Origin of the sequence: Streptomyces sp. NPDC004667, from assembly GCF_040609475.1 — a bacterium.
GTDB lineage: Bacteria > Actinomycetota > Actinomycetes > Streptomycetales > Streptomycetaceae > Streptomyces.
The window spans coordinates 22,336-46,419 of sequence record NZ_JBEXKC010000030.1 but is presented as its reverse complement, the minus strand read 5'-3'; the positions used below and the strand labels follow the sequence as shown (position 1 = coordinate 46,419).

Sequence of the window (24,084 nt, the reverse complement as noted above, 5' to 3'; positions counted from 1 at the left end):
CCTCAGGCCATGGCCTCGCTAACGCCTGTTACACGTTCGTCGGCAAATCAGGACAAGACGGGGCTAAAGTACGGGCGTTCGACTGCCGATGACGTGCCCTCGCCCGTCGCCGGTTCCGGTCGCCGGTCGCCCGTCGGTTCCGCTCGCGTGCCCTCGCCCCGTCGGCGGGGCCGGAAGCCCGGCCCCGCCGACGGCCGGGGTCAGGCGCCGTCGCGGGCCTGGGCGCGCAGGGCGCGGGCCAGGTCGTCGCGGGACTCCAGGACCAGCCGCCGCAGCGCGGGCGCCGCCTCCGGGTGACCGGCCAGCCAGGCGTCGGTCGCCTCGACCGTGGCCGGGGAGTCCTGGAGCATGGGGTAGAGCCCCTTCACCACGTGGATCGCGATCTGGATCGAACGCTGCGCCCAGATCCGCTCGATCACCTCGAAGTACCGGTCGGCGTACGGGGCGAGCAGGTCGCGCCGCGAGGGCTGCTGCATGCCGTCGATGGTGGCCTCGACCAGCGCGTTCGACAGTGCGTCCGATTCGACGACCGCCGCCCACGCCTGGTCCTTGACGGCCGCCGACGGCCGCGCCGCCAGGCACCGCACCTGGTGCCGCTTGCCCGATGCCGTGTCGTCGCGGGAGAGTTCCGCGCCGAGCACGCCCTCGTCCACCGAACCGTGCGCCGCCAGCGGCAGCAGGAAGTCCCAGCGCAGTTCCTGGTCGACGTCCAGCCCGTCGATCCGGGCCGTCCCGTCGAGCAGGCCCAGCAGCAGCTGGAAGTCGCCCTCGGTCGTCGCGCTCGCCGCGAAGAACCGGGCCCAGGTCAGCTGGTGCTCCGACCCCGGCTCGGCCAGCCGCAGCTCGCGCAGGGCTCCCGCCGCCAGGTCCCGGCCGCTCTGCTCGCGCCGCCCGTCCGCCGCGTAGTGGGTGACCGCGCTCAGCGCCTGCCCGTGCAGCATCTGGAGCACGCCGACGTCGGTCTCCCGGCCGGCGTGGGCGAGGAACAGCGCGAGGAAGTCCCGGGCCGGCATCAGCGCGTCGCGCGTCAGGTTCCACAGCGCCGACCAACACAGGGCCCGGGCGAGGGGGTCCGTGAGGTCGCCGAGGTGACCGCGGAGCGTCTCCAGGGAGGCCCCGTCGAAGCGGATCTTGCAGTAGGTGAGGTCCTCGTCGTTGACCAGGACCAGGTCGGGACGGTCCAGCCCGGCCAGATCCGCGACCGCCGTCCGCGCCCCGGCCACGTCCGCCTCGGCCCGCGCGTAGCGCACCAGCGCGCCCGCCTCGATCCGGTACAGACCCACGCAGACCCGGTGCGGGCGCAGCTCGTCGCCCTCCTGGAGCACCGCGAGTTCGGTGATCCGGCCGTCCGCGTCCGTGGTGACCACCGGGGTGAGCGCGTTCACGCCGGCCGTCTGGAGCCAGGCCCGCGACCACTCGGCCATGTCCCGCCCGGAGACCTCCCCGAGCACCGACAGCAGGTCGTCCAGGGTGGTGTTGCCGTAGGCGTGGGCCTTGAAGTAGCGCCGCGCGCCGTCCAGGAACGCCTCCCGGCCCACGTACGCCACGAGCTGCTTGAGGACCGCGGCGCCCTTGGCGTACGTGATCCCGTCGAAGTTCAGCTTGGCGTCCTCCAGGTCACGGATGTCGGCCGTGATCGGGTGGGTGGAGGGCAGCTGGTCGGCCCGGTACGCCCACGCCTTGCGGCTGTTGGCGAAGGTGACCCAGGCCTGGTCGAAGCGGGTGGCCTCGACGAGCCCGAAGGAGCCCATGAAGTCCGCGAAGGACTCCTTCAGCCACAGGTCGTCCCACCACTTCATGGTGACCAGGTCGCCGAACCACATGTGCGCCATCTCGTGCAGGATGACGTTCGCGCGCCGCTCGTAGGACGCCTGGGTGACCTTCCCGCGGAAGATGTACTCCTCGCGGAAGGTCACCATCCCCGGGTTCTCCATCGCGCCCAGGTTGTACTCCGGGACGAAGGCCTGGTCGTACTTCCCGAAGGGGTACGGGTAGTCGAAGATCTCGTGGAAGAGGTCGAAGCCCTGCTTGGTGACCAGGAAGACGTCGTCCGCGTCGAAGTGCTTGGCCAGCCCCTTGCGGCACATGGCGCCGAGCGGGATCGTCAGGTCCCCGCGGGTGTAGGTGTCCGTCACGTAGTGGTACGGCCCGGCGACCACGCAGGTGATGTACGTGGAGATGGGCGCCGTCTCGGCGAAGCGCCGGACCTGCCCCTCACGGGACTCCTCCGCGCCGTTGCTCCACACCCGCCAGCCCTCGGGCGCGGCGACCTCGAAGCGGTAGGGGGCCTTCAGGTCGGGCTGCTCGAAGTTGGCGTACACCCGGCGGGCGTCCGCCGGCTCGTACTGCGTGTAGAGGTAGACCTCGCCGTCCTCCGGGTCCACGAAGCGGTGCATGCCCTCGCCGGTCCGGCTGTACGCGCAGTTCGCGTCCACGACCAGGACGTTCTCGGAGGCGAGCCCCTCCAGGGCGATCCGGGCCCCGTCGAAGACGGCGGCCGGGTCGAGGGCGCGGCCGTTGAGCGTGACGGAGTTGACCGAGGGGGCGATCAGGTCCGCGAAGGAGGCGGCGCCCGGCGTCGCGGCCCGGAAGCGGATGGTGGTCACCGAGCGGAAGGTCCTGGGTCCTTCGGCCGGTTCGGCCTCGTCGACGGCGGACCTGAGGTCGAGGGCCACCTCGTACCCGTCGACGGACAGCAGTCCGGCCCGCTCGCGGGCCTCGTCTCGGGACAGGTTCTCTCCGGGCACGTGCACTCCTTCGTGCGTGATCGTGGTCGTCGGTTCGAATCCTCGCACGGGGGAATGAGCGCGGGCCCGGACCGGTTGGCCAGGGGGATGGCCGGTGAGCACGGCTTTGGCTGACTTGAGGAGAGACATGGCCGACACGCAGGTGCGCGAGAAGACCCCCGTCGACTTCTGGTTCGACCCGCTGTGCCCCTGGGCGTGGATGACGTCGCGCTGGGTGCTGGAGGTCGAGAAGCTCCGCGACATCGAGGTCCGCTGGCACGTGATGAGCCTGGGCGTGCTCAACGAGAACAAGCTCGACGAGCTGCCCGAGGCCTATAGGGAGATGCTCGGCCCGCAGGCCTGGATCCCGGTGCGCGTGGTGACCGCCGCCGAGCAGAAGTTCGGCAAGGAGATCACCGGCAAGCTCTACACGGCGCTCGGTACCCGCATCCACAACGAGGGCCGCGGCAACACCCCCGAGGTGATCGCCGAGGCGCTGGCCGAGGTCGGTCTGCCGGCGGAGCTCGCCGCGTTCGGGCTGAAGGACACCTTCGACGCGGAGCTGCGCGCCTCCCACGAGGACGGCATCGACCGGGTCGGCCAGGAGGTCGGCACCCCGGTGATCTCCGTGCCCGGCGCCGACGGCAGGGACGTCGCCTTCTTCGGGCCGGTCGTCACCCCGGCACCGCGCGGCGAGGACGCCGCCCGGCTGTGGGACGGCACCCTGCTCGTGGCCTCCGTCCCGGGCTTCTTCGAGATCAAGCGCACCCGCGACAAGGGCCCCAGCTTCGAGTAGTCCGCCGGGCCCGCACGACGCAAAGGACCCCCGTGAGTCACGTCCTCACGGGGGTCCTCCGCTGTACACGCCCGCCGGTGAAGGCTGAGAAGACGATCACGAGGCGGACGGGTTCGGGGAAGCGGCGATCAGCCCTTGACGGGGATCAGCAGCGGGGTGTTCGCCTTGGCGTCGGCGTAGCGCTTGGCCACGTCCTGCCAGTTGACGACGTTCCACATGGCCTCGATGAAGTCCACCTTCTGGTTCTTGTACTGCAGGTAGAAGGCGTGCTCCCAGGCGTCGAAGACGAGGACCGGCACGGAGGCCTGGCCGACGTTGCCCTGGTGGTCGTAGATCTGCTCGACGATCAGACGGCCGCTGATGGGCTCGTACGCGAGCACGCCCCAGCCGGAACCCTGCGTCGCGGAGGACGCGAAGGTCAGCTGCTTCTTGAACTTGGCGAAGGAGCCGAAGGACTCGGTGATCGCGTCCGCCAGGTCGCCCAGGCCGTCGGCGGCGGTGGGCTCGCCGCCGCCCTCGCCGGTCTTCGGGCTGGCCATGTTGTGCCAGTAGATGCTGTGCAGGATGTGGCCGGAGAGGTGGAACGCGAGGTTCTTCTCCAGGCCGTTGAGCGCGCCCCAGTTCTCCTTGTCGCGCGCCTCCTCCAGCTGCTCCAGCGTGGTGTTGGCGCCCGCGACGTAGGCCGCGTGGTGCTTGTCGTGGTGCAGTTCGATGATCTGCGGATTGATCACCGGCTCCAGCGCCGCGTAGTCGTAAGGAAGCTCAGGAAGCGTGTAGATGGCCATGCGTGTGTCCGGTCCCCTCAGCGTGCCAATCGCTAATTGCAATTAATGCGCAACTGCACGCTAGCAGTATCTATTCCGCGCTTCGAGTAAGGGTCGCCTCTCTTGAGCGGACCTCCGGAACGCCGGAGGCCGGGCTCATGCGATCGCATGAACCCGGCCTCTGACGTGCCGTCCGACGGGGGTGTTACATCGGAACGGAGCCCGTGGAGCCCTCGCGGGCGGCGGTCCGGCGCTGCACGGCGTACCCGGTCGCGGCCAGGGCCACGGTCAGCCCGCCGGTGAACAGGACCTGCACCCGGGTGTCCTCGCCCAGGGCCATCAGCACCAGCACCCCGGCGACACCGGCCAGCGCCACCCAGGTCAGGTACGGGAAGCCCCACATCTTCACGGCCAGCCGCTCGGGAGCCTCCCGCTCCAGGCGCCGGCGCAGCACGAACTGGGAGACCGCGATGAAGCCCCAGACGATGAGGACGACCCCGCCGACCATGTTCAGCAGCCAGGCGAACAGGGTGTCCGGGTACCAGTACGAGAGCAGGACGGTGACGAACCCGAAGCCGCAGGAGGCGAGCACCGCCCGGCGCGGCACGCCGCCGGTGGCCTTGCCCAGGGCCCGGGGGCCCTGGCCCCGGGCGACGAGGGAGTGGGCCATGCGCGAGGAGCCGTAGATGTTGGCGTTCATCGCGGAGAGCAGGGCGATCAGGATGACCACGTTCATGATCTCGCCGGCGGCCGGGATGCCCAGGTGGTCCAGGGTGGCGGCGTAGGGGCCGACCTCGGTGACGGCGGGGTCGTTCCAGGGCAGCAGGGTCACGATCACCAGCATCGAGCCGACGTAGACGACCGCGATCCGCCACATGGTGGTCTTCACGGCCTTGGCCACGCCCCTGACCGGGTCGTCGGACTCGGCGGCGGCGATGGTCACCGTCTCCAGGCCGCCGTACGCGACGACCGAGGCGAGCAGGCCGACCAGCAGGCCGTCGACCCCGTTGGGCAGCAGGCCGCCGTCGTGGACCAGGTTGGCGGCCCCCGGGGAGGAGGTGCCGGGCAGCAGGCCCAGGACGGCGAGGGTGCCCAGGCCCAGGAAGAGGGCGATGGCCCCGATCTTCAGGGCGGCGAACCAGAACTCGAACTCGCCGAAGCGCGAGACGGCGCCCAGGTTGCTGCCGCAGAAGACGGCCATGAAGACGAGCACCCACATCCACGAAGGGGTGCCGGGGAACCAGCCCGTCATGATGTGCGCCGCGCCGATCGCCTCGATGGCCACGCCCACGCACAGCAGGATCCAGAACATCCAGCCGGCCGTGAAGCCGGCCCACGGGCCGATCGCCCGGTCGGCGTGCACCGAGAAGGAGCCGGAGGCGGGGTTGGCGGCGGACATCTCGCCGAGCATCCGCATCACGAACATCACCAGCAGCCCGGAGACGGCGTACGCGAGCACGATCGAGGGCCCCGCCGCCGCGATCCCGGCGCCCGAGCCCACGAAGAGCCCGGCGCCGATGACCCCGCCGAGGGCGATCATCGAGAGGTGGCGCTGCTTGAGGCCGTTGCCCAGGGGGGATCCGGCGGGGGCCTGCTGCCCGGGGGGCGGCGCGAGGGTGCTGCTGCTCTGGCTCATGGGGGTGTGCCTGTCCGGTGTGCGGAGTGTGCGGGGGTTGGTGCGAAGGGCCCCAGTGTGCCGAGTGTCCGCTCACCGGACGTTCCTTGTCCGTTATACGGACGGGCGATTCACGGATCGTGATCACGTCCGTACGCTCGCGGCAGACCGGGCGGGCCGCGCCCGGCGACGCGCCGAGAGGGGCCGCACCATGGACCGGACCGCCACACCACTGCCGGCCACCGGCCGGGGCGTCCTCGTCACCGGCGCCTCCCGGGGCATCGGCCGGGCGATCGCCGCCGCGTTCGCCGCGCAGGGCGACCGGGTCGCCGTGCACTGCTCCGCCCGCGGGGCGGACGCCGAGGAGACCCTCGCCGCACTGGAGGGGGAGGGGCACGCGCTGCTGGCCGCCGACCTCGCGGACCCGGCCCGCGTCGCGGAGCTGGCGGACGCCGCCGACGCCGCGCTGGGCGGGGTGGACGTACTGGTCAACAACGCCGCCGTGATGGTCGGCCACCCCCTGGCCGACACCTCCTGGGAGGACTGGCAGGAGGCCTGGCGGCGCACCGTCGACGTGAACCTCCTCGGCGCGGCCCACCTGAGCCACCGCATCGCCCACCGCATGATCGGAGCCGGCCGCAGCGGCCGCATCGTCAACGTCGGCTCCCGCGGCGCGTTCCGCGGCGAACCCGACCACCCTGCCTACGGAGCCACCAAGGCCGCCCTCCACGCGCTGGGCCAGTCCCTGGCCGTCTCCCTGGCCCCGCACGGCATCGCGGTGGCCTCCGTCGCCCCCGGGTTCGTCGCCACCGAACGGGTCGCCGGCCGCCTGGAGGGGCCCGAGGGCGAGGCGATCCGTGCCCAGAGCCCCTTCGGCCGGGTCGCGGACCCCGCCGAGATCGCCTCCGCCGTGCTCTACCTGGCCTCTCCGGCGGCGCTCTGGAGCTCCGGCACCGTCCTCGACGTCAACGGGGCCTCCTACCTGCGCACCTGAGGACGGCGAGGACCCCCGCGCCACGGCGCGGGGGTCCCGGTATCCGCTCGTCCCGCGCGCGTACGGGCGTACGCGCGCACGGCTACGCCCTGTCGGCCGCCACCGTCCCGGCCCGGCGCTCGCGCACCTCCCGCAGCCACGCCACCAGCAGCACCACGGCCGCCGCGCCCGAGGACCACAGCAGCTGCGGTCGCGCCGAGTCGTCGAACAGCATCAGCACCAGCACCGCCGCCATTCCCAGCAGCGCCGCCCACGTCAGGTACGGGAACAGCCACATCCGCAGCGTCAGCCGCTCCGGCATCTCCCGCTCCAGGATCCGGCGCAGCCGCAGCTGCGAGACCGCGATCAGCGCCCACACGAACAGCAGCACCGCGCCGACCGCGTTGAGCATGTAGAGGAACACCGTGTCCGGCCACAGCAGGTTCAGCACGACGGACACGAACCCGAAGGCCACCGAGGCGAACACCGCTCGGCGCGGCACCCCGCCGCCGGACACCTTCAGCAGGGCCCCGGGCGCCTCGCCGCGCTCGGCCAGGGAGAACACCATGCGCGAGGAGCCGTAGAGGTTGGCGTTCAGCGCCGACAGCAGCGCCACGAACACCACGATGTTCATGATCTGCCCGGCGGCCGGGATCCCGATGGAGTCCAGCACCGCGACGTACGGGCTCTGGCCCGGCTTCAGCGAGTCCCACGGCAGCAGGGTCACGATGACCAGCATCGAGCCGACGTAGAAGAAGAGGATGCGCCACACCGCGCTGCGCACCGCGCGGGCCACCGAGCGGGCCGGGTCGTCCGACTCGGCGGCCGCGATCGTGACGACCTCCAGGCCGCCGAAGGCGAAGATCACCGCGAGCATGCCGGCGACCACCCCGCCGAAGCCGGCCGGGAAGAAGCCGCCGTGACCGGTCAGGTTGGCCGCGCCCACGGGGTCCGTGTCGGGGAGCAGGCCGAAGATCGCCAGGGTGCCCAGGACCAGGAACAGGACGATGGCCCCGACCTTGAGGGCCGCGAACCAGAACTCGAACTCGCCGAAGTTCTTCACGGCCGCCAGGTTGCTCACGGTGAAGACCACCATGAAGATCAGCACCCACACCCACTGGTCGACCGAGGGCACCCAGCCGTTCGCGATCTTCGCGGCGCCGGTCGCCTCCACGGCGAGCACGACGACCAGCAGGAACCAGTAGAGCCAGCCGGCCGAGAAACCGGCCCAGCGTCCCAGGGCCTTCTCCGCGTACACGGAGAAGGAACCGGAGGCGGGCATCGCGGCCGACATCTCGCCGAGCGCCCGCATCACCAGCATCGCGAGGACGCCCGCGAGCAGGTAGGAGCAGATGATCGCGGGTCCGGCGATGCCGATGCCGGCGCCGGAGCCGACGAAGAGCCCGGCGCCGATCACGCCGCCGAGGCCCAGCATGGTCAGGTGGCGCTGCTTGAGGCTGTGGCTGAGGGGTTCCGGGGGCAGGTCGCCCGCGGTGACGTTCGGGTCGGGCAGGTGGTCGCGCATGAGGAGATGCTCGTACTCTCGGTCGGCCAAGCGGCGCTGGCGGCTGCACGGGGGATTGGCGGGAACCTACAGTCTGGCCGCAGGACACCCGCAGGAGCAAAAAGGACGTGTGGTCGAATGTGGCCCGTGACGAGGATCACTCCGACTCGGGTGTAAGGGCGGGTCTTTGTACGGTCTCCACCAAACCGGGGAGTACGCCTTTGTCCCGCCCGGCGGTGGGGCGGCGCCACGGCCCGCCGTAGCCTCACGGTGTCCTGTCGATCACCACCTCGCGGAGCCCCCCGATGAGCACTGCTTCCGTCTCCTTCCGGCCCGGCGCCGTCCTCGCCGACCTGCTGCCCGCGAGCCGCGTCCGCGACATCGCGCTCGTCGTCGGCGGAGCCGCGCTCACCGGCCTCGCCGCGCAGATCTCGGTTCCCGTTCCCGGCTCGCCCGTCCCGGTCACCGGCCAGACCTTCGCCGCCCTGCTCGTGGGCGCCGCCTTCGGCGCCCGCCGCGGCTTCCTCTCGCTGGCCCTGTACGCCCTGGTCGGCATGGCCGGCGTGCCGTGGTTCGCCGGCGGCACCTCCGGTGCGGGCGGCGCCTCCTTCGGCTACGTGCTCGGCATGCTGCTCGCCGCCACCGTCGTCGGCGCGCTCGCGCGGCGCGGGGCCGACCGCTCGGTGCCACGCACGGCGGGCACCATGCTGCTGGGCTCGGCCGTCATCTACGCGGTCGGCGTGCCGTACCTGATGGCCGCCACCGGCATGTCCCTGAGCGCCGCCGTCGCGGCGGGCCTGGTCCCGTTCCTGATCGGGGACGCCCTCAAGGCCGCGCTCGCCATGGGCGCCCTGCCGGCCGCCTGGAAGCTGGCGGGCCGCCGGGGCTGAGCCCCGTACCCGATCCGCTGCACAGCAGCCCCGGACCGCGAGCGCGGTCCGGGGCTGCTGTGCGTGGGCGGCCGGGAGGGCTAGGCGTCGACGGAGGCGTCGGCGACGGCCTCGACGGCGTCCTTGCGGCGCAGCGCCGAGCGGAGCACGCCGATCACCACGACCACGGCGGCGACCAGCAGCGAGAGCAGGACGGTCTCGCGGTTGTCCTTGTCGTAGACCATGTAGCCGAGGACGAAGGTGATCATCGCGGCGGTGGCCCAGGTCAGGTACGGGAAGAGCCACATCTTCACCGTCACCTTCTCCGGCGCCTCGCGCATCAGGATCCCGCGCATCCGCAGCTGGGTCAGGCAGATCACCAGCCACACGAAGAGCGCGATCGCACCCGAGGAGTTCAGCAGGAAGCTGAAGACCGTGTCGGGGGAGGTGTAGTTGAAGTAGACCGCGGCGAAGCCGAAGACGACCGATCCGAGGATCGCGGCCACCGGCACGCCCCGCTTGCTGACCTTTGCGAAGGCCTTGGGCGCGTCGCCGCGCTCACCGAGCGAGAAGGCCATGCGGGAGGCGGTGTACAGGCCCGAGTTCAGGCAGGACAGGACGGCCGTCAGGACGATCACGTTCATGATCTGACCGGCGTGCGCGATGCCGATCGAGTCCAGGGCGGCGACGTAGGAGCCCTTGTCGACGATCGACTTGTCGTTCCACGGCAGCAGCGTGAGGACGATGAAGATCGAGCCCAGGTAGAAGACGCCGATGCGCCAGATCACCGAGTTGGTGGCCTTCGTCACGGCGCGGCGCGGGTCCTCGGACTCGCCGGCGGCCAGGGTGACGATCTCGCTGCCCATGAAGGAGAAGACGACCATCAGCACACCGGTGAGGACCGAGCCCCAGCCGTTCGGCATGAACCCGCCGGCGTCGGTCAGGTGCGCGAAGCCCGCGCCCGGGTTGTCCGAGCCCGGCAGCACGCCGAAGACGGCGAGCAGGCCGACGATCACGAAGGCGCCGATGGCGACGACCTTGATGCCCGCGAACCAGAACTCGAACTCGCCGTAGGAGGCGACCGAGCCGAGGTTCGTGACGGTCAGGACCGCCATGACGATCAGGGCCCAGCCCCACTGCGGGACGGCCGGGACCCAGCCTTCGAGGATCTTCGCGCCCGCGGTGGCCTCGACGGCCAGCACGACGACCCAGAAGAACCAGTAGAGCCAGCCGATGGAGAAGCCGGCCCAGCGGCCCAGCGCCCGGTCGGCGTAGGCGGAGAAGGAGCCCGAGTTCGGGCTCGCGGCGGCCATCTCGCCCAGCATCCGCATGACGAAGACGACCATGGCGCCGACGAGCAGGTAGGACAGGAGGATGGCCGGACCGGCCTTGGCGATGCCTCCGCCGGAGCCGACGAAGAGGCCGGCGCCGATGACGCCGCCAATGGCGATCATGGACAGGTGGCGGTTCTTGAGGCCGGCCTTCAGACCGTCGGAGGGCTTGGCGGATCCGGGTTCACCGGTCGGGTCGCCTGCCTTCTGAAGGGTCGTCGTGGTGCTCATGGACGGTTCCTTAGGTTCTCGGGTTTCGAGTTGCGGCATTCAAACCCGATTTCCGGCCAGTTCGGAAGACCTTCTTCCGATAGTTGCCTGAGGCCCGGAAGTCGCGATCAAGGTCCCGACCCGCCCCGTCTGGGTTCTTTGGGTTTACTTGAGGTTTAGAAGTGACATACGCGACACCCTCTGCCGATCTTCAGGCGCCCGCATGCCACACTCGACCCATGCGCGTGTATCTCGGATCCGACCATGCCGGCTTTGAGCTCAAGAACCACCTGGTGGACTGGCTCAAGAACAACGGCCACGAGCCCGTCGACTGCGGGCCCCACATCTACGACGAGGTGGACGACTACCCGCCCTTCTGCCTCCGCGCCGCCGAGCGGACCGCCGCGGACGAGGACAGCCTCGGCATCGTGATCGGCGGCTCCGGCAACGGCGAGCAGATCGCCGCCAACAAGGTCAAGGGCATCCGCGCCATCCTGGCCTGGAGCGTCCAGACGGCCGAGCTGGGCCGCGAGCACAACAACGCCAACGTCATCTCCGTCGGCGGCCGCATGCACACCCAGGACGAGGTCGTCGCCTTCATCGACGCCTTCCTGAAGACCCCGTACTCCGGGGCGGAGCGCCACACCCGCCGCATCGACATGCTTACCGCCTACGAGCAGACCGGCGAGCTCCCCCCCATCCCCGCCCACCACCCGCAGGACCAGTAGTCGGGTTCACCGGTGAGACGCCGCGCCGCCGGACCCCGTCCGGCGGCGCGACCCACCCGGACGTAGGAGCAGTGCCGTGCCCGAGGGGCATACGATCCACCGCCTCGCCCAGGACCACACCGAGCGCTTCGCCGCCCGGCCCGTCCGGGTCAGCAGCCCCCAGGGCCGGTTCGCCGAGAGCGCGGCCCTCCTCGACGGACGCGAGCTGGAGGGCGCCGAAGCCCACGGCAAGCACCTCTTCCTGGAACTCGGCGACGCCTGGATCCACATCCACCTCGGCCTCTTCGGCAAGCTCGGCTTCGGCCCCGCCCCCGCCCCGCCGGCCACCGACACGGTCCGGCTGCGGCTGCTCAACGAGGACCACTACGCCGACCTGCGCGGCCCCACCGCGTGCGCCCTCGTCGACGAGGGCGAGAAGAAGGCGATACACGACCGGCTCGGCCCCGACCCGCTGCGCCCGGCCGACGACCCGGACCGTGCCTGGAGACGGATCTCCCGCTCCCGCACCACCGTCGCCGCCCTGCTCATGGACCAGAAGGTGGTCGCGGGCGTCGGCAACGTCTACCGCGCCGAGGTCCTCTTCCGGCTCGGCATCGACCCGTACCGGCTCGGCAAGGACCTCTCGCGCGGCGAGTGGGACGCGATCTGGACCGACCTGGTGGCACTGATGCGCGAGGGCGTGCGGAACAACCGGATCGACACCGTGCGCGACGAGCACCTGCCCGAGGCGATGGGCCGCCCGCCGCGCGTGGACGACCACGGCGGCGAGGTGTACGTCTACCGGCGCGCCGCCATGCCCTGCCACGTCTGCGGGAGCGAGATCCGCACCGCCGGTCTCGCCGCCCGCAACCTCTTCTGGTGCCCCGGCTGCCAGTCCCGCTGACCGCCGGGGCCCGTCCCGCCAGGGCCTAGAAGCCGTGCGGGAGCCACGGCGCGACGTCCCCGGCGAAGGCGCGGGAAGCCCGCGTCAGGGCGCCCGGACGCAGCTCGCGCACCAGGCCCGCCGCCGCCAGCGAGGCCAGGGTGATCCCGCCGAGGTACGCCGAGCCCAGCTCCCGTACCGACAGCGCCAGGTCCGCCCCCTCCTCGGTCCGCTCGCACCGCGCCGCACCGTCCGCGTCCGCCGTCAGGCGCCACCGGCCCGCGTTCCACGGACAGAAGGCGTCCTCGACGTCCAGGACCACGTCCAGCGGGGCCCCGTAGGCCCGCGCACCGAGCGCCGCCGGCAGGTCCACCAGCCGCACGTGCAGCGCGTCCCGCTGCCGCGTCCGGGCCCGCCGGACGTCGCTGACCAGGTGCAGCAGCGGATCGTCCACCGGCCGCCCGAACGCGCGCACGCTCCAGGTGAGGTCGATCCCGAAGAGGTAGCGCCACAGCGCCGCGTACGCCGCCGGGTGCAGCGCGTCCACGTCCTGGACCTGGACCTTGCCGTCCGAGCCGCTCTGCTCCCAGTCCGGCGCGACCCGGTAGCGGGCGTACCCGACGACCTCGCCGTCCGCTCCCTCGGCCACCACGCACTTCAGCGGCGAGGCCCCGCCCCGCTGCCCCTCCGGGTCGAGCAGCGTCTTGAGGCCCCAGCCGGGCTGCCGCGCCGGCATGCCGGGACGCCGGGCGACCAGCCGGGCGTAGACCCGCTCGCAGTCGGGCAGGGCCTTCTCCGGGTCGACCAGGCGCAGCCGTACGTCGTCCGTCCCCGGGGGCACGGAGAGCCGCACCCGGGTCGTGTCGACGTTCACGGAGAGGGCGTAGGCGGCGGTGCCGTAGCCGAAGCGTCCGTAGATCGCCGGATCCGAGGCCGTCAGCACGGCGATCGGCTCGCCACCCGCACGGACATCGTCCAATTGGCGCCGCATCAGCGACGTGAGCACTCCGCGGCGGCGGTGCGTCGGGGCGACGCCCACCATCGTCACGCCGGCCGCCGGAACCGGCTCGCCGCCGCCCGGTACCGAGAGCTTGAAGCTGAAGGCCGAGGCCGAGCCGACGCAGTCCTCGCCGTCCCAGACACCGAGTGAACGTTCCGGCTCGGTCAGGGACCGGAAGGTCTTCCGGTGCTGCGGGGATTCGGGCACGCCACCGAACGCCAGTTCCAGATGATCGAACCAGACGTCCCACTCATCCATTGACAAAACACGCATCTCCAGAGCCATGTGGTCATCCTTACCAGGGCGTTCCGTCGCGGTCGACGTGTTTTCGAGCGCCGAGGGGCCCGCGGTACGGGGGTACCCCTGCGCGGGCACAGCCAGGATGGATAGGGTCCCGATGCAATGGCCGGAGCACGTGTGGAGACGCTCAGGGCCCGGACGCGCATGCTGTGGCACCGGGCCCGCACCGCGCTGCGCAAATCCGCCGTCGACTACTTCCGCGGCGACGCCTCCGACTGGCTCGCCTTCGCCGGGCTCCTGCTGACCGTCCCCGCCATCGCCTGCGGCACCCTGATGCTGCCCGTCTGGTTCTCCCCGTCGGCCCTGGTCCTGCCCATCGTGGCCGGTGGCCTGCTGCTGCGGCCCGCGAGCCTGCTCGCCCTCTACGCCGCCTCCGCGACCGCCCTGATCGTCGAGGCCCTGGTGCTCGGCCCGTACACCGAAGGGCCCGCCCGGGTCACCCCGGGAACCGTCCTGGTGGTCGCCGCCTGCGGCTTCTTCGGGCTGGTCATCGCCCAGTTCCGCAGCCGCGTCGGCGTGCCCTGGCGGCGCGGCGGCACCATGCTCTTCGACCTGCGCGAACGGATCCGGGTCCAGAGCAAGCTGCCCGCCCTGCCGCGCGGCTGGCACCGCGAGATGGCGCTGCGGCCGGCCGGGGGCCAGTCCTTCTCCGGCGACTTCGTGGTCGCCGCCCGCACCGACGGCGGCCGCACCCTGGAGATCGTCCTCACCGACGTCTCCGGCAAGGGCATGGAGGCGGGCTCGCGCGCCCTCCTGCTGAGCGGAGCCTTCGGCGGCCTCCTCGGCGCCCTCCCGCACCGGGACTTCCTCCCCGCCGCCAACGGCTACCTGCTGCGCCAGGACTGGGACGAGGGCTTCGCCACCTCCATCCACCTCGTCCTGGACCTGGAGACCGGCGACTACGAACTGCTCTCCGCCGGCCACCTCCCCGCCCTCCAGCTCTCCGCCGGCACCGGCCGCTGGCGGGAGGTCACCGGGGAGGGACCGCTGCTCGGCGTCTACGACGGCGCGGAGTTCACCCCGGCCCGGGGCAACCTGCGGCGCGGCGACGTCCTGATGCTGTTCACCGACGGGCTCGTCGAGACCGCGGAGCGGGAGATCAGCGAGGGCATCGACCGCCTCACCGGCGAGGCGGACCGCTACGTGGCGGCGGGGTGGGAGGGCGCGGCGTGGCACCTGATCGAGAAGGTGGCCAAGGACGTCAACGACGACCGAGCCCTCCTCCTCATCCGCCGCTCCCCCTGACGAGCCCCGGGCCCACACCTGCGGGGAGCCCGCTGGACGGCCCTGCCCCGAGGGTGCCCGCCCGGTCCCCGGGGCCGTCGTCGGGCCGATCGTGGTCAGGGCAGGGGGGAGGGGCCCGGGGCGGTGGGGGGTGCCCCGGGGAGTCGCCACGGGCCCAGCCCCATGCGGTCCGTGTTCCCGAGGTCCACCGCGTGCTCCAGCTCCAGCCTCCCCCGGGGCGCCCCCGGCTTCGGGACGACCTCCAGCAGCCAGCCCTCGGCGGCATCACCGGCCCCGTCCGTCACCAGGTTGCGCCAGAGCAGGCTCGTCGACGCCGCCTCGCCCGGCCGCAGCACCACCTTGCGCGCGGCTTCGCCGTCGCCTTCGCCCGCCGCCACGACCCCGTTCCCGCCCGGTGCCACCGACACCTCGACGGGCCTCCCGCCCCGGTCCAGCAGCCGGACCTCCGGGTAGCCCTCCAGCTCGTAGACCGCCGTACCGCAGTTCAGGAGCCTGACGTCGGAGACCCGCAGCCCCATCGCGGCGTTCCCCTCGCCCTCCATCAGCCGCACCCCGCCCTCGGGGCACGGCACCGGCTCCGCCCGCGGCGGCGACTCCCCGAGCCGCTCGGCGAGGTCACCGCACCCCGCCAGCGCCCCCGCCAGGGCCCACGCTCCCGCCACAGCGCCCACACGTCTGCCCCACCCAGGTCCGCTCATCCGTGGAGCGTAGGCCGCCCACCGGGTCACCGACCGGCGATCGGTCACTCTCCCCGCCGCCCGTGCCGCCCGTCGCCACTCCGGCCGCCCGCCGCCGCCCGCCGTTCCGGCCGCCCGCCGCCGCCCGCCGTTCCGGCCGCCCGCCGCCGCCTGCCCCCGCCCGTGCCGCCCGCCCGCTCGCCCCCGCCCGTGCCGCCCGCCCCCGCTCCGCCCGCCGCCGCCCGTGCCGCCCGCCACCGCCCGCCCCACCGGACCCGCCCGCCCCGCCGGACCCGTCTCCCGCCCCCCGGGCGGTACCGCTCGGCCGGGCGGGCCAATCGATGGGGATTGGCCCGTTCCCCGCGACCGCCGGAGGCCTACCGTGCCGCCATGGACCGCACCCTCGCCGCCGATCTGGCCCGTCTGCCCGACCTCCTCGACGCCACCCGCCGCGCCGCCGCCGAGGCCCTCGCCACGCTCGACGCGCGGCCCGTCGTACCGGACGCGGGGGCCGCCGCCCCGCCCGCCCCCGAGCCGCTCCCCGAGCACGGCAGCGGCACCGAAGCGGCCCTGGAGGCCTTCCGGTCCCGCTGGGCCCCCCGGTTCTCCGCCTCCGCAGGCCCCCGCTACCTCGGCTTCGTCACCGGCGGAGCCACCCCCGCCGCCCTAGCCGGCGACTGGCTGACCGCCGCCCACGACCAGAACTCCAACTCCGCCTTCGACGGCGCGGGCCAGCACCTCGAACGCGAGACCACCGGCTGGCTGCGCGGCCTCTTCGGCCTCTCCGACGCCCACACCGGCACCTTCGTCAGCGGCGCCACCATGTCCAACACCGTCGGCCTGGCCATCGCCCGCGAATGGCTCGGCGAACGCCTCGGCGTCTCCCCGGCCGAGGACGGCGCGGCGGCCCTCGGACCCGTCCGCGTCCTGTCCGGCGCCCCGCACTCCTCCATCGCCAAGGCCCTCTCCGTCCTCGGCCTCGGCCGCGCGAGCCTCGTACGGGTGCCCACGCTCCCCGGCCGGGAGGCCGTCGACCCCGCCGCGCTCGACCGCGCGCTCGCCGACGGCTCCGGCCCGGCCGTGGTCGTCGCCAACGCCGGCACCGTCAACACCGTCGACTTCGACGACCTCACCGCCCTCGACGCCCTGCGCCCCCGCCACGACTTCTGGCTGCACACCGACGCCGCCTTCGGCGCCTTCGCCGCCCTCTCCCCGCGCCACGCCCACCTCACCGCCGGCCTCGACGCCTCCGACTCCGTCTGCGTCGACCTGCACAAGTGGCTCAACGTCCCCTACGACAGCGCCGTCCAGTTCACCCGCCGCCGCGACCTGCAGACCCGCGTCTTCCAGAACTCCGCGGCCTACCTCGGCCCCCTCGGCGACGACCCCGACCTCGTCCACCTCACCCCCGAGAACTCCCACCGGCTGCGGGCGCTGGCCGCCTGGTTCACGCTCCGCGCCTACGGCCGTGCGGGCCACCGCGAGATCGTCGAACGCGACGTCGACTGCGCCCACGCCCTCGCCGAGGAACTGGAACGGGAACCGGCCCTGCGCCTGCTCGCCCCGGTCCGCCTCAACGTCGTCTGCTTCACCCTGGCCACCGCCCCCACCCCCGAACGCCTGGCCGCCCTGCGCGAGGCCGCCGGCGCCGAGGTCTTCGTCACCCCCACCGTCTACGGGGGAACCCCCGCCCTGCGCGCGGCGTTCTCCAACTGGCGTACCACGCAGGCGGATGTGCGCCGGGCCGCCCAGGCCCTCCGAACGGCAGCGAAGGGAATCGCATGACGCAGCAACCGCTGACCCTCCTCGAGGTCGAAGCCCTCGCCCGCGGGGCGCACGAGGGACAGACCGACAAGGCCGGCAGGCCCTACGCCGAGCACCTCGCCGCCGTGGCCGAGGGCGTCCGCCTGCGCGGCGGCACCCCGGCGCAGCAGGCGGCGGCCTGGCTCCACGACTCCGTCGAGGACGACGCCCTCACCCCCGACGAGCTCGCCGCGACGCCCGTCCCGCAGGAGGTCAAGGCCATGGTGCTGGCCCTGACCAAGCGCCCCGGGGAGCCGGTGGAGGAGTACGCCGCCCGCATCCTCGCCACCCCCGGCGCGGCCCTCGTCAAGGAGGCCGACCTCGCGCACAACGCCGACCCCGTACGCCTCTCCGTACTGGACGCCCCCACCCGGGACCGGCTCACCGCGAAGTACGCGTACGTGCGTTCCCTCCTCGGCATCACCACCCCGTGACCCGTACCCCATGCCCGAAATGCGCCGAGTGCGGGTCCGCTTGGCGGGAAAGAGGCAGTGGCGATTCGTCACGGGACGGGTAGCCGGGCCCGGTTGGTGGGAGGATGGTGCATGTGGGGGTGTGCGCGGCCGTGCGCCCCGGGCCGGCCAGGGGACGACCGAAGGTGTGATCAGTAGTGGCCATTTCGCTGTCAGTGGTGGTTCTGTTGGCGATCATCCTGGTGATCCTGATCCGCGGCAAGCACATGAAGGCCGGCCCGGCGATCGTCGCGGTCCTCTTCGGCTTCTTCCTCGCGTCCAGCTCCATCGCCCCGGACGTCAACCGCTTCCTGAACTCCCTCGCCGACACCATCGCGGGGATCAAGCTCTAACGGGACCCGCCGCGCGCCCCGGGCGCGCACGCGACCCTCACGGCCGGCTGTAGCAGGACGGGTCGGTCACGCATGGCGAGAACCCTAGGCCGCCCCGGCCCGTTGTCGGTGCCGCCGCCTATGGTCTCCAGCGCGCGGCCGGCTTCCGGGGGTTCCAGCTCCGAAGTGAATGGTTGCATCCCCGACCTGTCCGGGGGCGGATCGGAGACCCGTCCGATACCCAACCGACGGTCGGGCTACGTCGATGGCCAGCGGACGACCCGCCAGCGCCGGCCGCGCGCCAACCCACCATTCCCCGAGCCCCCACCACGCACCGGCCGATCGGGCACGCGGGGGGCGCGGCGGGCTGATCGGGGCCCCTGGAACGGCGAAGGGCCAGGTCGAGGAGAACTCCTCTGACCTGGCCCTTTCGGCTTCAGAGCGGGTGACGGGAATCGAACCCGCGTAGCTAGTTTGGAAGACTAGGGCTCTACCATTGAGCTACACCCGCAACACGCGCGCCGCAGGTCCGGGACCTCGGCACGGACAGCATCCTAGCGGGTCGTACAGGGGGAGCGCACACCCCTTTCCCGTCGCCCCGTCCGGCGTCGGAGCCGCGCGCGCGTGCGGCCGCCGGAAAACCGCGCGCATCAGAGGGTCTCCGGGCATGTACCCTACGTGTCGCACCGACGGGGTGTGGCGCAGCTTGGTAGCGCGTCCGCTTTGGGAGCGGAAGGTCGTCGGTTCGAATCCGGCCACCCCGACCACCAGTACCGCCTGCACCAAGATCACGTATCGAAGATCGCGTTGTGGGCTGATTGCCGCTTGCGGTTACTATGCAAGCTGCGTGCCCGTGTGTCTGATGTACCGGGCCGAATCCGTCGAACCGCTGAATCGCAGCGTTCCGGCAGAACCCCAAGCAGTCAGCCACAAGGAGACCGAACCGTGAAGAGCGCCGTGGAGACCCTGAACCCGACTCGGGTTCGGCTCACTGTTGAGGTGCCCTTCGAGGAGCTCAAGGACAGCCTCGACGCGGCGTACAAGAAGATCAACCAGCAGGTCACGGTGAAGGGCTTCCGCAAGGGCAAGATCCCCGCGCGCGTCATCGACCAGCGCTTCGGCCGCGGTGCGGTGCTGGAGGAGGCCGTCAACGACGCCCTCCCGAAGTTCTACACCGAGGCGGTCAACGAGGCCGACCTGAACCCGCTGGGCCAGCCCGAGGTCGACATCACGGAGCTGAAGGACGGCGAGCTGCTCGCCTTCACCGCCGAGGTCGACGTGCGCCCCGAGATCGAGATCCCGGACTACTCCGGCATCGAGGTCGAGGTCGACGCCATCGAGGTCTCCGACGAGGACGTCGAGAAGTCGGTCGAGCAGCTGCGCGGCCGCTTCGCGTCCACCAAGGACGTCGAGCGCGCCGCCCAGGACGGCGACGTCGTCACCATCGACCTGGAGGCCAAGGTCGACGGAGAGGTGCTGGAGGACGGTGTCGCCAGCGACGTCTCCTACACCATCGGCTCGGGCGAGCTCCTCGACGGCATCGACGAGGCCGTCAAGGGCCTGGAGGCCGGTGGCGAGGCCACCTTCACCTCCCAGCTGAAGGGCGGCTCCGCCGAGGGCAAGGACGCCGAGGTCACCGTCAAGGTCACCAAGGTCTCCGCCCGTGAGCTGCCGGAGCTGGACGACGAGTTCGCCCAGATGGCGAGCGAGTTCGACACCCTCGAGGAGCTCAAGGCGGACAGCCGCAAGCGCCTGGAGAACATGAAGCAGTACGACCAGGCCACCCAGGCCCAGGAGCGCGTGCTGGAGAAGTTCCTGGAGCTCGCGGAGATCCCCGTCCCCGAGAAGCTGCTCGCGGACGAGGTCCAGACCCGCAAGCACAACCTGGAGCACCACCAGCTCGGCCAGATGGGCCTTGACCTGGAGAAGTTCCTGGAGATCCAGGGCAAGACGGTCGAGGAGTTCGACGCCGAGACCGCCGAGCAGGCCGTCAAGGGCATCAAGACCCAGTTCCTGCTGGACGCCCTGGTCAACAAGGAGAAGCTGGGCGTCAACCAGGAGGAGCTCACCGAGCACCTCATGCGCCGCGCGCAGTCCTCGGGCATGTCCCCGGACCAGTTCGCCCAGGCCGTCGTCGAGGGTGGCCAGGTCCCGATGCTCGTCGGCGAGGTCGCCCGCGGCAAGGCCCTCGCGGTCGTCGTCGAGAAGGCCAAGGTCGTCGACACCAACGGTGAGGTCATCGACCTCTCCGACGAGGACGAGACCGAGGCCGCCGCCGAGGTCGTCGAGGACGCCGTCGACGGTGACACCGAGGTGAAGGCCGAAGAGGCCAAGTAACACCCCCCGGGCCGAGCCCGTGGAGCAGTAGTGGCAAGGGTCCGGACGCGGTCGCGTCCGGACCCTTCGCCGTCCCTTCGTGACCCTCCTCGTGGGGCCCGGTCACCTTGCGCTCCGAGCGAACAGTTCGGGAAGCGGGATGGCGTTGTCCTACCTGCGCGTTAGGGTCCATGAATACGAGGGCACGGGAGTACCCGAAGCCGGCGGGCATCGCCCCACCGGTAGGTCCGCGCCCCAGAACGAGACGCTGAGACGGCATGTGGCCGTCGGAGACGAGCAGGTGGATACGTGACGAATCTGAAGCCTTACGCCGCGGGTGAGCCGTCCATCGGTGGCGGCCTCGGCGACCATGTCTACAACCGGCTGCTCGGCGAGCGCATCATCTTCCTCGGCCAGCAGGTCGACGACGACATCGCGAACAAGATCACGGCGCAGCTCCTCCTCCTGGCCGCCGAGCCGGAGAAGGACATCTACCTGTACATCAACAGCCCCGGTGGCTCCGTGACGGCGGGCATGGCGGTCTACGACACCATGCAGTACATCCCGAACGACGTCGTCACCATCGGCATGGGAATGGCGGCCTCCATGGGCCAGTTCCTGCTCACCGGCGGCACCGCCGGCAAGCGCTTCTCCCTGCCGAACACCGACATCCTGATGCACCAGGGCTCCGCCGGCATCGGTGGCACCGCCTCGGACATCAAGATCCAGGCCCAGTACCTGCTGCGCACCAAGCAGCGCATGGCTGAGATCACCGCGCACCACTCGGGCCAGACCGTGGAGGCGATCATCCGCGACGGCGACCGCGACCGCTGGTTCACGGCGGAGGAGGCCAAGGCGTACGGCCTGATCGACGAGATCATCTCGGCCGCCTCCCTGGTTCCCGGCGGCGGCGGCACCGGGGCCTGATCCCGGCCCCGGCGTACGGTCCGCCGTACCGCCACGCCCGCACAGGCACCCTCAGCCCGCAGAACGCCACCAGGATGGTGAACACCCAGATGCAGAACAACTTCTCCGCGAACTTCTCCGCGAGCGGCCTCTACTCCGGCCCGCAGGTGGACAACCGCTACGTCATCCCGCGCTTCGTCGAGCGCACTTCGCAGGGCGTGCGCGAGTACGACCCGTACGCGAAGCTCTTCGAGGAGCGCGTGATCTTCCTCGGCGTGCAGATCGACGACGCCTCCGCCAACGACGTCATGGCGCAGCTGCTGTGCCTGGAGTCGATGGACCCGGACCGCGACATCTCGATCTACATCAACAGCCCCGGTGGTTCCTTCACCGCGCTGACGGCGATCTACGACACGATGCAGTTCGTGAAGCCGGACATCCAGACGGTCTGCATGGGCCAGGCGGCGTCCGCCGCCGCCGTCCTGCTGGCCGCCGGCACCCCCGGCAAGCGCATGGCGCTGCCGAACGCCCGCGTGCTGATCCACCAGCCCTCGGGCGGCACCGGCCGTGAGCAGCTCTCCGACCTGGAGATCGCGGCCAACGAGATCCTGCGCATGCGCGACCAGCTGGAGACCATGCTGGCCAAGCACTCGACCACGCCGATCGAGAAGATCCGCGAGGACATCGAGCGCGACAAGATCCTGACGGCCGAGGACGCGCTCGCGTACGGCCTGATCGACCAGATCGTCTCCACCCGCAAGAGCAGCGCGGTCTGATCCTTGCCGTCAGTTGACGTGGGCGCGTCGCCGCATTGGGCGATGTGAACCACGTCAAGGGGGCCCCGCTCGGGGCCCCCGGCAAGGTACCGTCGGATATGAGGCACCAGGAGTCGCTGAACCAAGCGTCTCCCAGGCGAAGGGGAAGCACCTCGTGGCACGCATCGGTGACGGCGGCGATCTGCTCAAGTGCTCGTTCTGCGGAAAGAGCCAGAAGCAGGTGAAGAAGCTCATCGCAGGACCCGGTGTGTACATCTGCGACGAGTGCATCGACCTCTGCAACGAGATCATCGAAGAGGAACTCGCGGAAACCTCCGAGGTCCGGTGGGAGGAACTCCCCAAGCCCCGTGAGATCTACGAGTTCCTGGAGAGCTACGTCGTCGGCCAGGAGCCGGCGAAGAAGGCGCTCTCGGTAGCGGTCTACAACCACTACAAGCGGGTCCAGGCCGGCGAGAACGGCGGCGCGCAGGGCCGTGACGACGCGATCGAACTCGCGAAGTCCAACATCCTGCTGCTCGGCCCCACCGGCTCGGGCAAGACCCTGCTCGCGCAGACGCTCGCCCGCATGCTCAACGTCCCGTTCGCCATCGCGGACGCGACGGCGCTGACGGAGGCGGGGTACGTCGGCGAGGACGTCGAGAACATCCTGCTGAAGCTGATCCAGGCGGCGGACTACGACGTCAAGAAGGCCGAGACCGGGATCATCTACATCGACGAGATCGACAAGGTCGCCCGCAAGAGCGAGAACCCGTCGATCACGCGCGACGTCTCGGGCGAGGGCGTGCAGCAGGCCCTCCTGAAGATCCTGGAAGGCACGACGGCCTCCGTCCCGCCGCAGGGCGGACGCAAGCACCCGCACCAGGAGTTCATCCAGATCGACACGACGAACGTGCTCTTCATCGTGGGCGGCGCCTTCGCCGGCCTGGAGAAGATCATCGAGTCGCGCGCGGGTGCCAAGGGCATCGGCTTCGGGGCCACGATCCGCTCGAAGCGCGAGATCGAGGCGAGCGACCAGTTCCAGGAGGTCATGCCGGAGGACCTGGTGAAGTTCGGGATGATCCCCGAGTTCATCGGCCGCCTGCCCGTCCTGACCTCGGTGCACAACCTGGACCGCGAGGCGCTCCTCCAGATCCTGGTGGAGCCGCGCAACGCGCTGGTGAAGCAGTACCAGCGCCTGTTCGAACTCGACGGCGTGGAGCTGGACTTCGAGCGCGAGGCCCTCGAAGCCATCGCGGACCAGGCGATCCTCCGCCAGACGGGCGCGCGCGGCCTGCGCGCCATCATGGAGGAGGTCCTCATGTCGGTGATGTACGAGGTCCCGTCCCGCAAGGACGTGGCCCGCGTGGTCATCACCGCCGACGTGGTCCGCTCCAACGTCAACCCGACGCTGGTCCCCCGCATCGTCCCGAAGGACCAGGGCCCGCACGAGAAGTCGGCGTAGCCGGTCGCTAGTTGACGAAGAGGGGCGCCCTGAACTTCCGGGGCGCCCCTCTTCGTTTCAAGTCTGCCTTCACCGTTAATCGGACAAGGATTCCATTCGGCCTGGCGTGAGTGCCGCTTCCTTGATCGACTGCATCTCGACATGGCCATACATGGAGAGGAACGGGCATGAAGAAGAAGCGAGTAGTAGGAGTCCTGTCGGCGATGTTCGTCGCCGCTGCCCTGCCGATGGTGGTGGCTTCGCCCGCCTCGGCCGATCAGGGCGATTGTCAGTACTCCCTGCACCAAGCGGGCTACAACATCGGCCCGAAGGTGGAGGCTGCGTGCAAACTCGGCGCCGACTTCAACCCGGCAGCCTACCCCGGTTGCTATTGGGCCCTGGTCAACATCGGGGTCAGGCTCGGTGCTGCAGGTGATGCGTGTTACGCAGCACAAAGCTGATGCGGCTGAGGCCGGCCA

At 71.2% G+C, this 24,084-nt stretch carries 21 protein-coding genes and 2 tRNA genes; 15 read left to right on the top strand and 8 right to left on the bottom strand.

What is annotated here, in order from left to right:
* Nucleotides 1–200: 200 nt before the first annotated feature.
* On the bottom strand, nt 201–2,747 hold the full coding sequence (gene pepN, locus ABZW32_RS18870) for an aminopeptidase N (RefSeq protein ID WP_356217272.1): 2,547 nt from the start codon (nt 2,745–2,747) through the stop codon (nt 201–203).
* A 127-nt stretch (nt 2,748–2,874) separates the two neighbouring features.
* Between pepN and ABZW32_RS18865 the strand changes: the two genes are divergently transcribed.
* A complete protein-coding gene (locus tag ABZW32_RS18865) occupies nt 2,875–3,522 on the top strand; it encodes a DsbA family protein (protein WP_356217270.1) in 648 nt (215 codons plus the stop codon).
* Between the two features lie 128 nt (nt 3,523–3,650).
* On the opposite strand, the gene ABZW32_RS18860 is transcribed toward ABZW32_RS18865, so the two are convergent.
* Both ABZW32_RS18860 and ABZW32_RS18855 read right to left on the bottom strand, forming a co-directional pair.
* Entirely contained in the window at nt 3,651–4,307 is a 657-nt protein-coding gene (locus ABZW32_RS18860) for a superoxide dismutase (protein WP_030229612.1), read from the bottom strand.
* Nucleotides 4,308–4,491: 184 nt separating this feature from the next.
* Nucleotides 4,492–5,922 carry an amino acid permease gene (locus ABZW32_RS18855; protein ID WP_356217268.1) on the bottom strand — a complete coding sequence of 477 codons (1,431 nt, stop codon included), beginning with the start codon at nt 5,920–5,922 and terminating at the stop codon, nt 4,492–4,494.
* 190 nt (nt 5,923–6,112) lie between these two features.
* Between ABZW32_RS18855 and ABZW32_RS18850 the strand changes: the two genes are divergently transcribed.
* Nucleotides 6,113–6,895 carry an SDR family oxidoreductase gene (locus tag ABZW32_RS18850; protein ID WP_356217266.1) on the top strand — a complete coding sequence of 261 codons (783 nt, stop codon included), beginning with the start codon at nt 6,113–6,115 and terminating at the stop codon, nt 6,893–6,895.
* 82 nt (nt 6,896–6,977) lie between these two features.
* Here the strand turns inward: ABZW32_RS18850 and ABZW32_RS18845 are convergent, their stop codons facing one another.
* Complete coding sequence (locus tag ABZW32_RS18845; protein ID WP_356217264.1) at nt 6,978–8,399, bottom strand: amino acid permease; 1,422 nt, start codon at nt 8,397–8,399, stop codon at nt 6,978–6,980.
* A 284-nt stretch (nt 8,400–8,683) separates the two neighbouring features.
* Between ABZW32_RS18845 and ABZW32_RS18840 the strand changes: the two genes are divergently transcribed.
* The gene (locus tag ABZW32_RS18840) at nt 8,684–9,268 is read left to right on the top strand and encodes a biotin transporter BioY (RefSeq protein ID WP_356217262.1); all 585 of its coding nucleotides are present in this window, start codon (nt 8,684–8,686) and stop codon (nt 9,266–9,268) included.
* 80 nt (nt 9,269–9,348) lie between these two features.
* Here ABZW32_RS18840 and ABZW32_RS18835 read toward each other — a convergent pair whose 3' ends face one another.
* The gene (locus tag ABZW32_RS18835) at nt 9,349–10,809 is read right to left on the bottom strand and encodes an amino acid permease (RefSeq protein ID WP_356217260.1); all 1,461 of its coding nucleotides are present in this window, start codon (nt 10,807–10,809) and stop codon (nt 9,349–9,351) included.
* 218 nt (nt 10,810–11,027) lie between these two features.
* Here ABZW32_RS18835 and ABZW32_RS18830 point away from each other — a divergent pair, with 218 nt between their 5' ends.
* Both ABZW32_RS18830 and ABZW32_RS18825 read left to right on the top strand, forming a co-directional pair.
* Entirely contained in the window at nt 11,028–11,516 is a 489-nt protein-coding gene (locus ABZW32_RS18830; RefSeq protein WP_266839030.1) for a ribose-5-phosphate isomerase, read from the top strand.
* A gap of 76 nt (nt 11,517–11,592) precedes the next feature.
* Nucleotides 11,593–12,399 (top strand): DNA-formamidopyrimidine glycosylase family protein, encoded by an 807-nt coding sequence (locus tag ABZW32_RS18825; protein ID WP_356217258.1) that lies wholly within the window; start codon nt 11,593–11,595, stop codon nt 12,397–12,399.
* A gap of 25 nt (nt 12,400–12,424) precedes the next feature.
* On the opposite strand, the gene ABZW32_RS18820 is transcribed toward ABZW32_RS18825, so the two are convergent.
* Nucleotides 12,425–13,663 carry a GNAT family N-acetyltransferase gene (locus ABZW32_RS18820; protein WP_356217256.1) on the bottom strand — a complete coding sequence of 413 codons (1,239 nt, stop codon included), beginning with the start codon at nt 13,661–13,663 and terminating at the stop codon, nt 12,425–12,427.
* A gap of 117 nt (nt 13,664–13,780) precedes the next feature.
* On the opposite strand from ABZW32_RS18820, the gene ABZW32_RS18815 reads away from it, so the two are divergent.
* Complete coding sequence (locus tag ABZW32_RS18815; protein ID WP_356217255.1) at nt 13,781–14,923, top strand: PP2C family protein-serine/threonine phosphatase; 1,143 nt, start codon at nt 13,781–13,783, stop codon at nt 14,921–14,923.
* Nucleotides 14,924–15,018: 95 nt separating this feature from the next.
* Here ABZW32_RS18815 and ABZW32_RS18810 read toward each other — a convergent pair whose 3' ends face one another.
* Nucleotides 15,019–15,621, bottom strand: a complete 603-nt coding sequence (locus ABZW32_RS18810) for a DUF4232 domain-containing protein (protein ID WP_356217253.1) — start codon at nt 15,619–15,621, stop codon at nt 15,019–15,021.
* A 369-nt stretch (nt 15,622–15,990) separates the two neighbouring features.
* On the opposite strand from ABZW32_RS18810, the gene ABZW32_RS18805 reads away from it, so the two are divergent.
* From ABZW32_RS18805 to ABZW32_RS18795, 3 genes are all read left to right on the top strand, one after another.
* Nucleotides 15,991–17,385 (top strand): pyridoxal-dependent decarboxylase, encoded by a 1,395-nt coding sequence (locus tag ABZW32_RS18805; protein WP_356217251.1) that lies wholly within the window; start codon nt 15,991–15,993, stop codon nt 17,383–17,385.
* Entirely contained in the window at nt 17,382–17,837 is a 456-nt protein-coding gene (locus tag ABZW32_RS18800; RefSeq protein ID WP_356217250.1) for an HD domain-containing protein, read from the top strand. Before ABZW32_RS18805 ends, ABZW32_RS18800 begins: the two co-directional genes overlap by 4 nt.
* 176 nt (nt 17,838–18,013) lie before the next feature.
* Nucleotides 18,014–18,208 (top strand): hypothetical protein, encoded by a 195-nt coding sequence (locus tag ABZW32_RS18795; protein WP_079426944.1) that lies wholly within the window; start codon nt 18,014–18,016, stop codon nt 18,206–18,208.
* Between the two features lie 419 nt (nt 18,209–18,627).
* Here the strand turns inward: ABZW32_RS18795 and ABZW32_RS18790 are convergent.
* A tRNA-Gly gene (locus tag ABZW32_RS18790) sits at nt 18,628–18,698 on the bottom strand.
* A 179-nt stretch (nt 18,699–18,877) separates the two neighbouring features.
* Between ABZW32_RS18790 and ABZW32_RS18785 the strand changes: the two genes are divergently transcribed.
* From ABZW32_RS18785 to ABZW32_RS18760, 6 genes are all read left to right on the top strand, one after another.
* Nucleotides 18,878–18,954, top strand: a tRNA-Pro gene (locus ABZW32_RS18785).
* Nucleotides 18,955–19,132: 178 nt separating this feature from the next.
* Nucleotides 19,133–20,524, top strand: a complete 1,392-nt coding sequence (gene tig, locus ABZW32_RS18780; RefSeq protein ID WP_356217248.1) for a trigger factor — start codon at nt 19,133–19,135, stop codon at nt 20,522–20,524.
* 288 nt (nt 20,525–20,812) lie between these two features.
* Entirely contained in the window at nt 20,813–21,430 is a 618-nt protein-coding gene (locus tag ABZW32_RS18775; protein ID WP_030229632.1) for an ATP-dependent Clp protease proteolytic subunit, read from the top strand.
* Between the two features lie 74 nt (nt 21,431–21,504).
* A complete protein-coding gene (locus ABZW32_RS18770) occupies nt 21,505–22,185 on the top strand; it encodes an ATP-dependent Clp protease proteolytic subunit (RefSeq protein ID WP_030229633.1) in 681 nt (226 codons plus the stop codon).
* A gap of 154 nt (nt 22,186–22,339) precedes the next feature.
* Nucleotides 22,340–23,626, top strand: coding sequence for an ATP-dependent Clp protease ATP-binding subunit ClpX (gene clpX / locus ABZW32_RS18765; protein WP_030229634.1), 1,287 nt, complete (start codon nt 22,340–22,342; stop codon nt 23,624–23,626).
* A 167-nt stretch (nt 23,627–23,793) separates the two neighbouring features.
* A complete protein-coding gene (locus ABZW32_RS18760; protein ID WP_356217245.1) occupies nt 23,794–24,066 on the top strand; it encodes a hypothetical protein in 273 nt (90 codons plus the stop codon).
* The last annotated feature ends 18 nt before the right edge of the window (nt 24,067–24,084 follow it).

Coding starts and splice junctions, on each gene's coding strand:
- ABZW32_RS18865 (WP_356217270.1), top strand. CDS start 2,875: ATGGCCGACACGCAGGTGCGCGAGAAGACCCCCGTCGACTTCTGGTTC.
- ABZW32_RS18860 (WP_030229612.1), bottom strand. CDS start 4,307: ATGGCCATCTACACGCTTCCTGAGCTTCCTTACGACTACGCGGCGCTG.
- ABZW32_RS18855 (WP_356217268.1), bottom strand. CDS start 5,922: ATGAGCCAGAGCAGCAGCACCCTCGCGCCGCCCCCCGGGCAGCAGGCC.
- ABZW32_RS18850 (WP_356217266.1), top strand. CDS start 6,113: ATGGACCGGACCGCCACACCACTGCCGGCCACCGGCCGGGGCGTCCTC.
- ABZW32_RS18845 (WP_356217264.1), bottom strand. CDS start 8,399: ATGCGCGACCACCTGCCCGACCCGAACGTCACCGCGGGCGACCTGCCC.
- ABZW32_RS18840 (WP_356217262.1), top strand. CDS start 8,684: ATGAGCACTGCTTCCGTCTCCTTCCGGCCCGGCGCCGTCCTCGCCGAC.
- ABZW32_RS18835 (WP_356217260.1), bottom strand. CDS start 10,809: ATGAGCACCACGACGACCCTTCAGAAGGCAGGCGACCCGACCGGTGAA.
- ABZW32_RS18830 (WP_266839030.1), top strand. CDS start 11,028: ATGCGCGTGTATCTCGGATCCGACCATGCCGGCTTTGAGCTCAAGAAC.
- ABZW32_RS18820 (WP_356217256.1), bottom strand. CDS start 13,663: ATGGCTCTGGAGATGCGTGTTTTGTCAATGGATGAGTGGGACGTCTGG.
- ABZW32_RS18815 (WP_356217255.1), top strand. CDS start 13,781: ATGGCCGGAGCACGTGTGGAGACGCTCAGGGCCCGGACGCGCATGCTG.
- ABZW32_RS18810 (WP_356217253.1), bottom strand. CDS start 15,621: ATGAGCGGACCTGGGTGGGGCAGACGTGTGGGCGCTGTGGCGGGAGCG.
- ABZW32_RS18805 (WP_356217251.1), top strand. CDS start 15,991: ATGGACCGCACCCTCGCCGCCGATCTGGCCCGTCTGCCCGACCTCCTC.
- ABZW32_RS18800 (WP_356217250.1), top strand. CDS start 17,382: ATGACGCAGCAACCGCTGACCCTCCTCGAGGTCGAAGCCCTCGCCCGC.
- ABZW32_RS18770 (WP_030229633.1), top strand. CDS start 21,505: ATGGTGAACACCCAGATGCAGAACAACTTCTCCGCGAACTTCTCCGCG.
- ABZW32_RS18760 (WP_356217245.1), top strand. CDS start 23,794: ATGAAGAAGAAGCGAGTAGTAGGAGTCCTGTCGGCGATGTTCGTCGCC.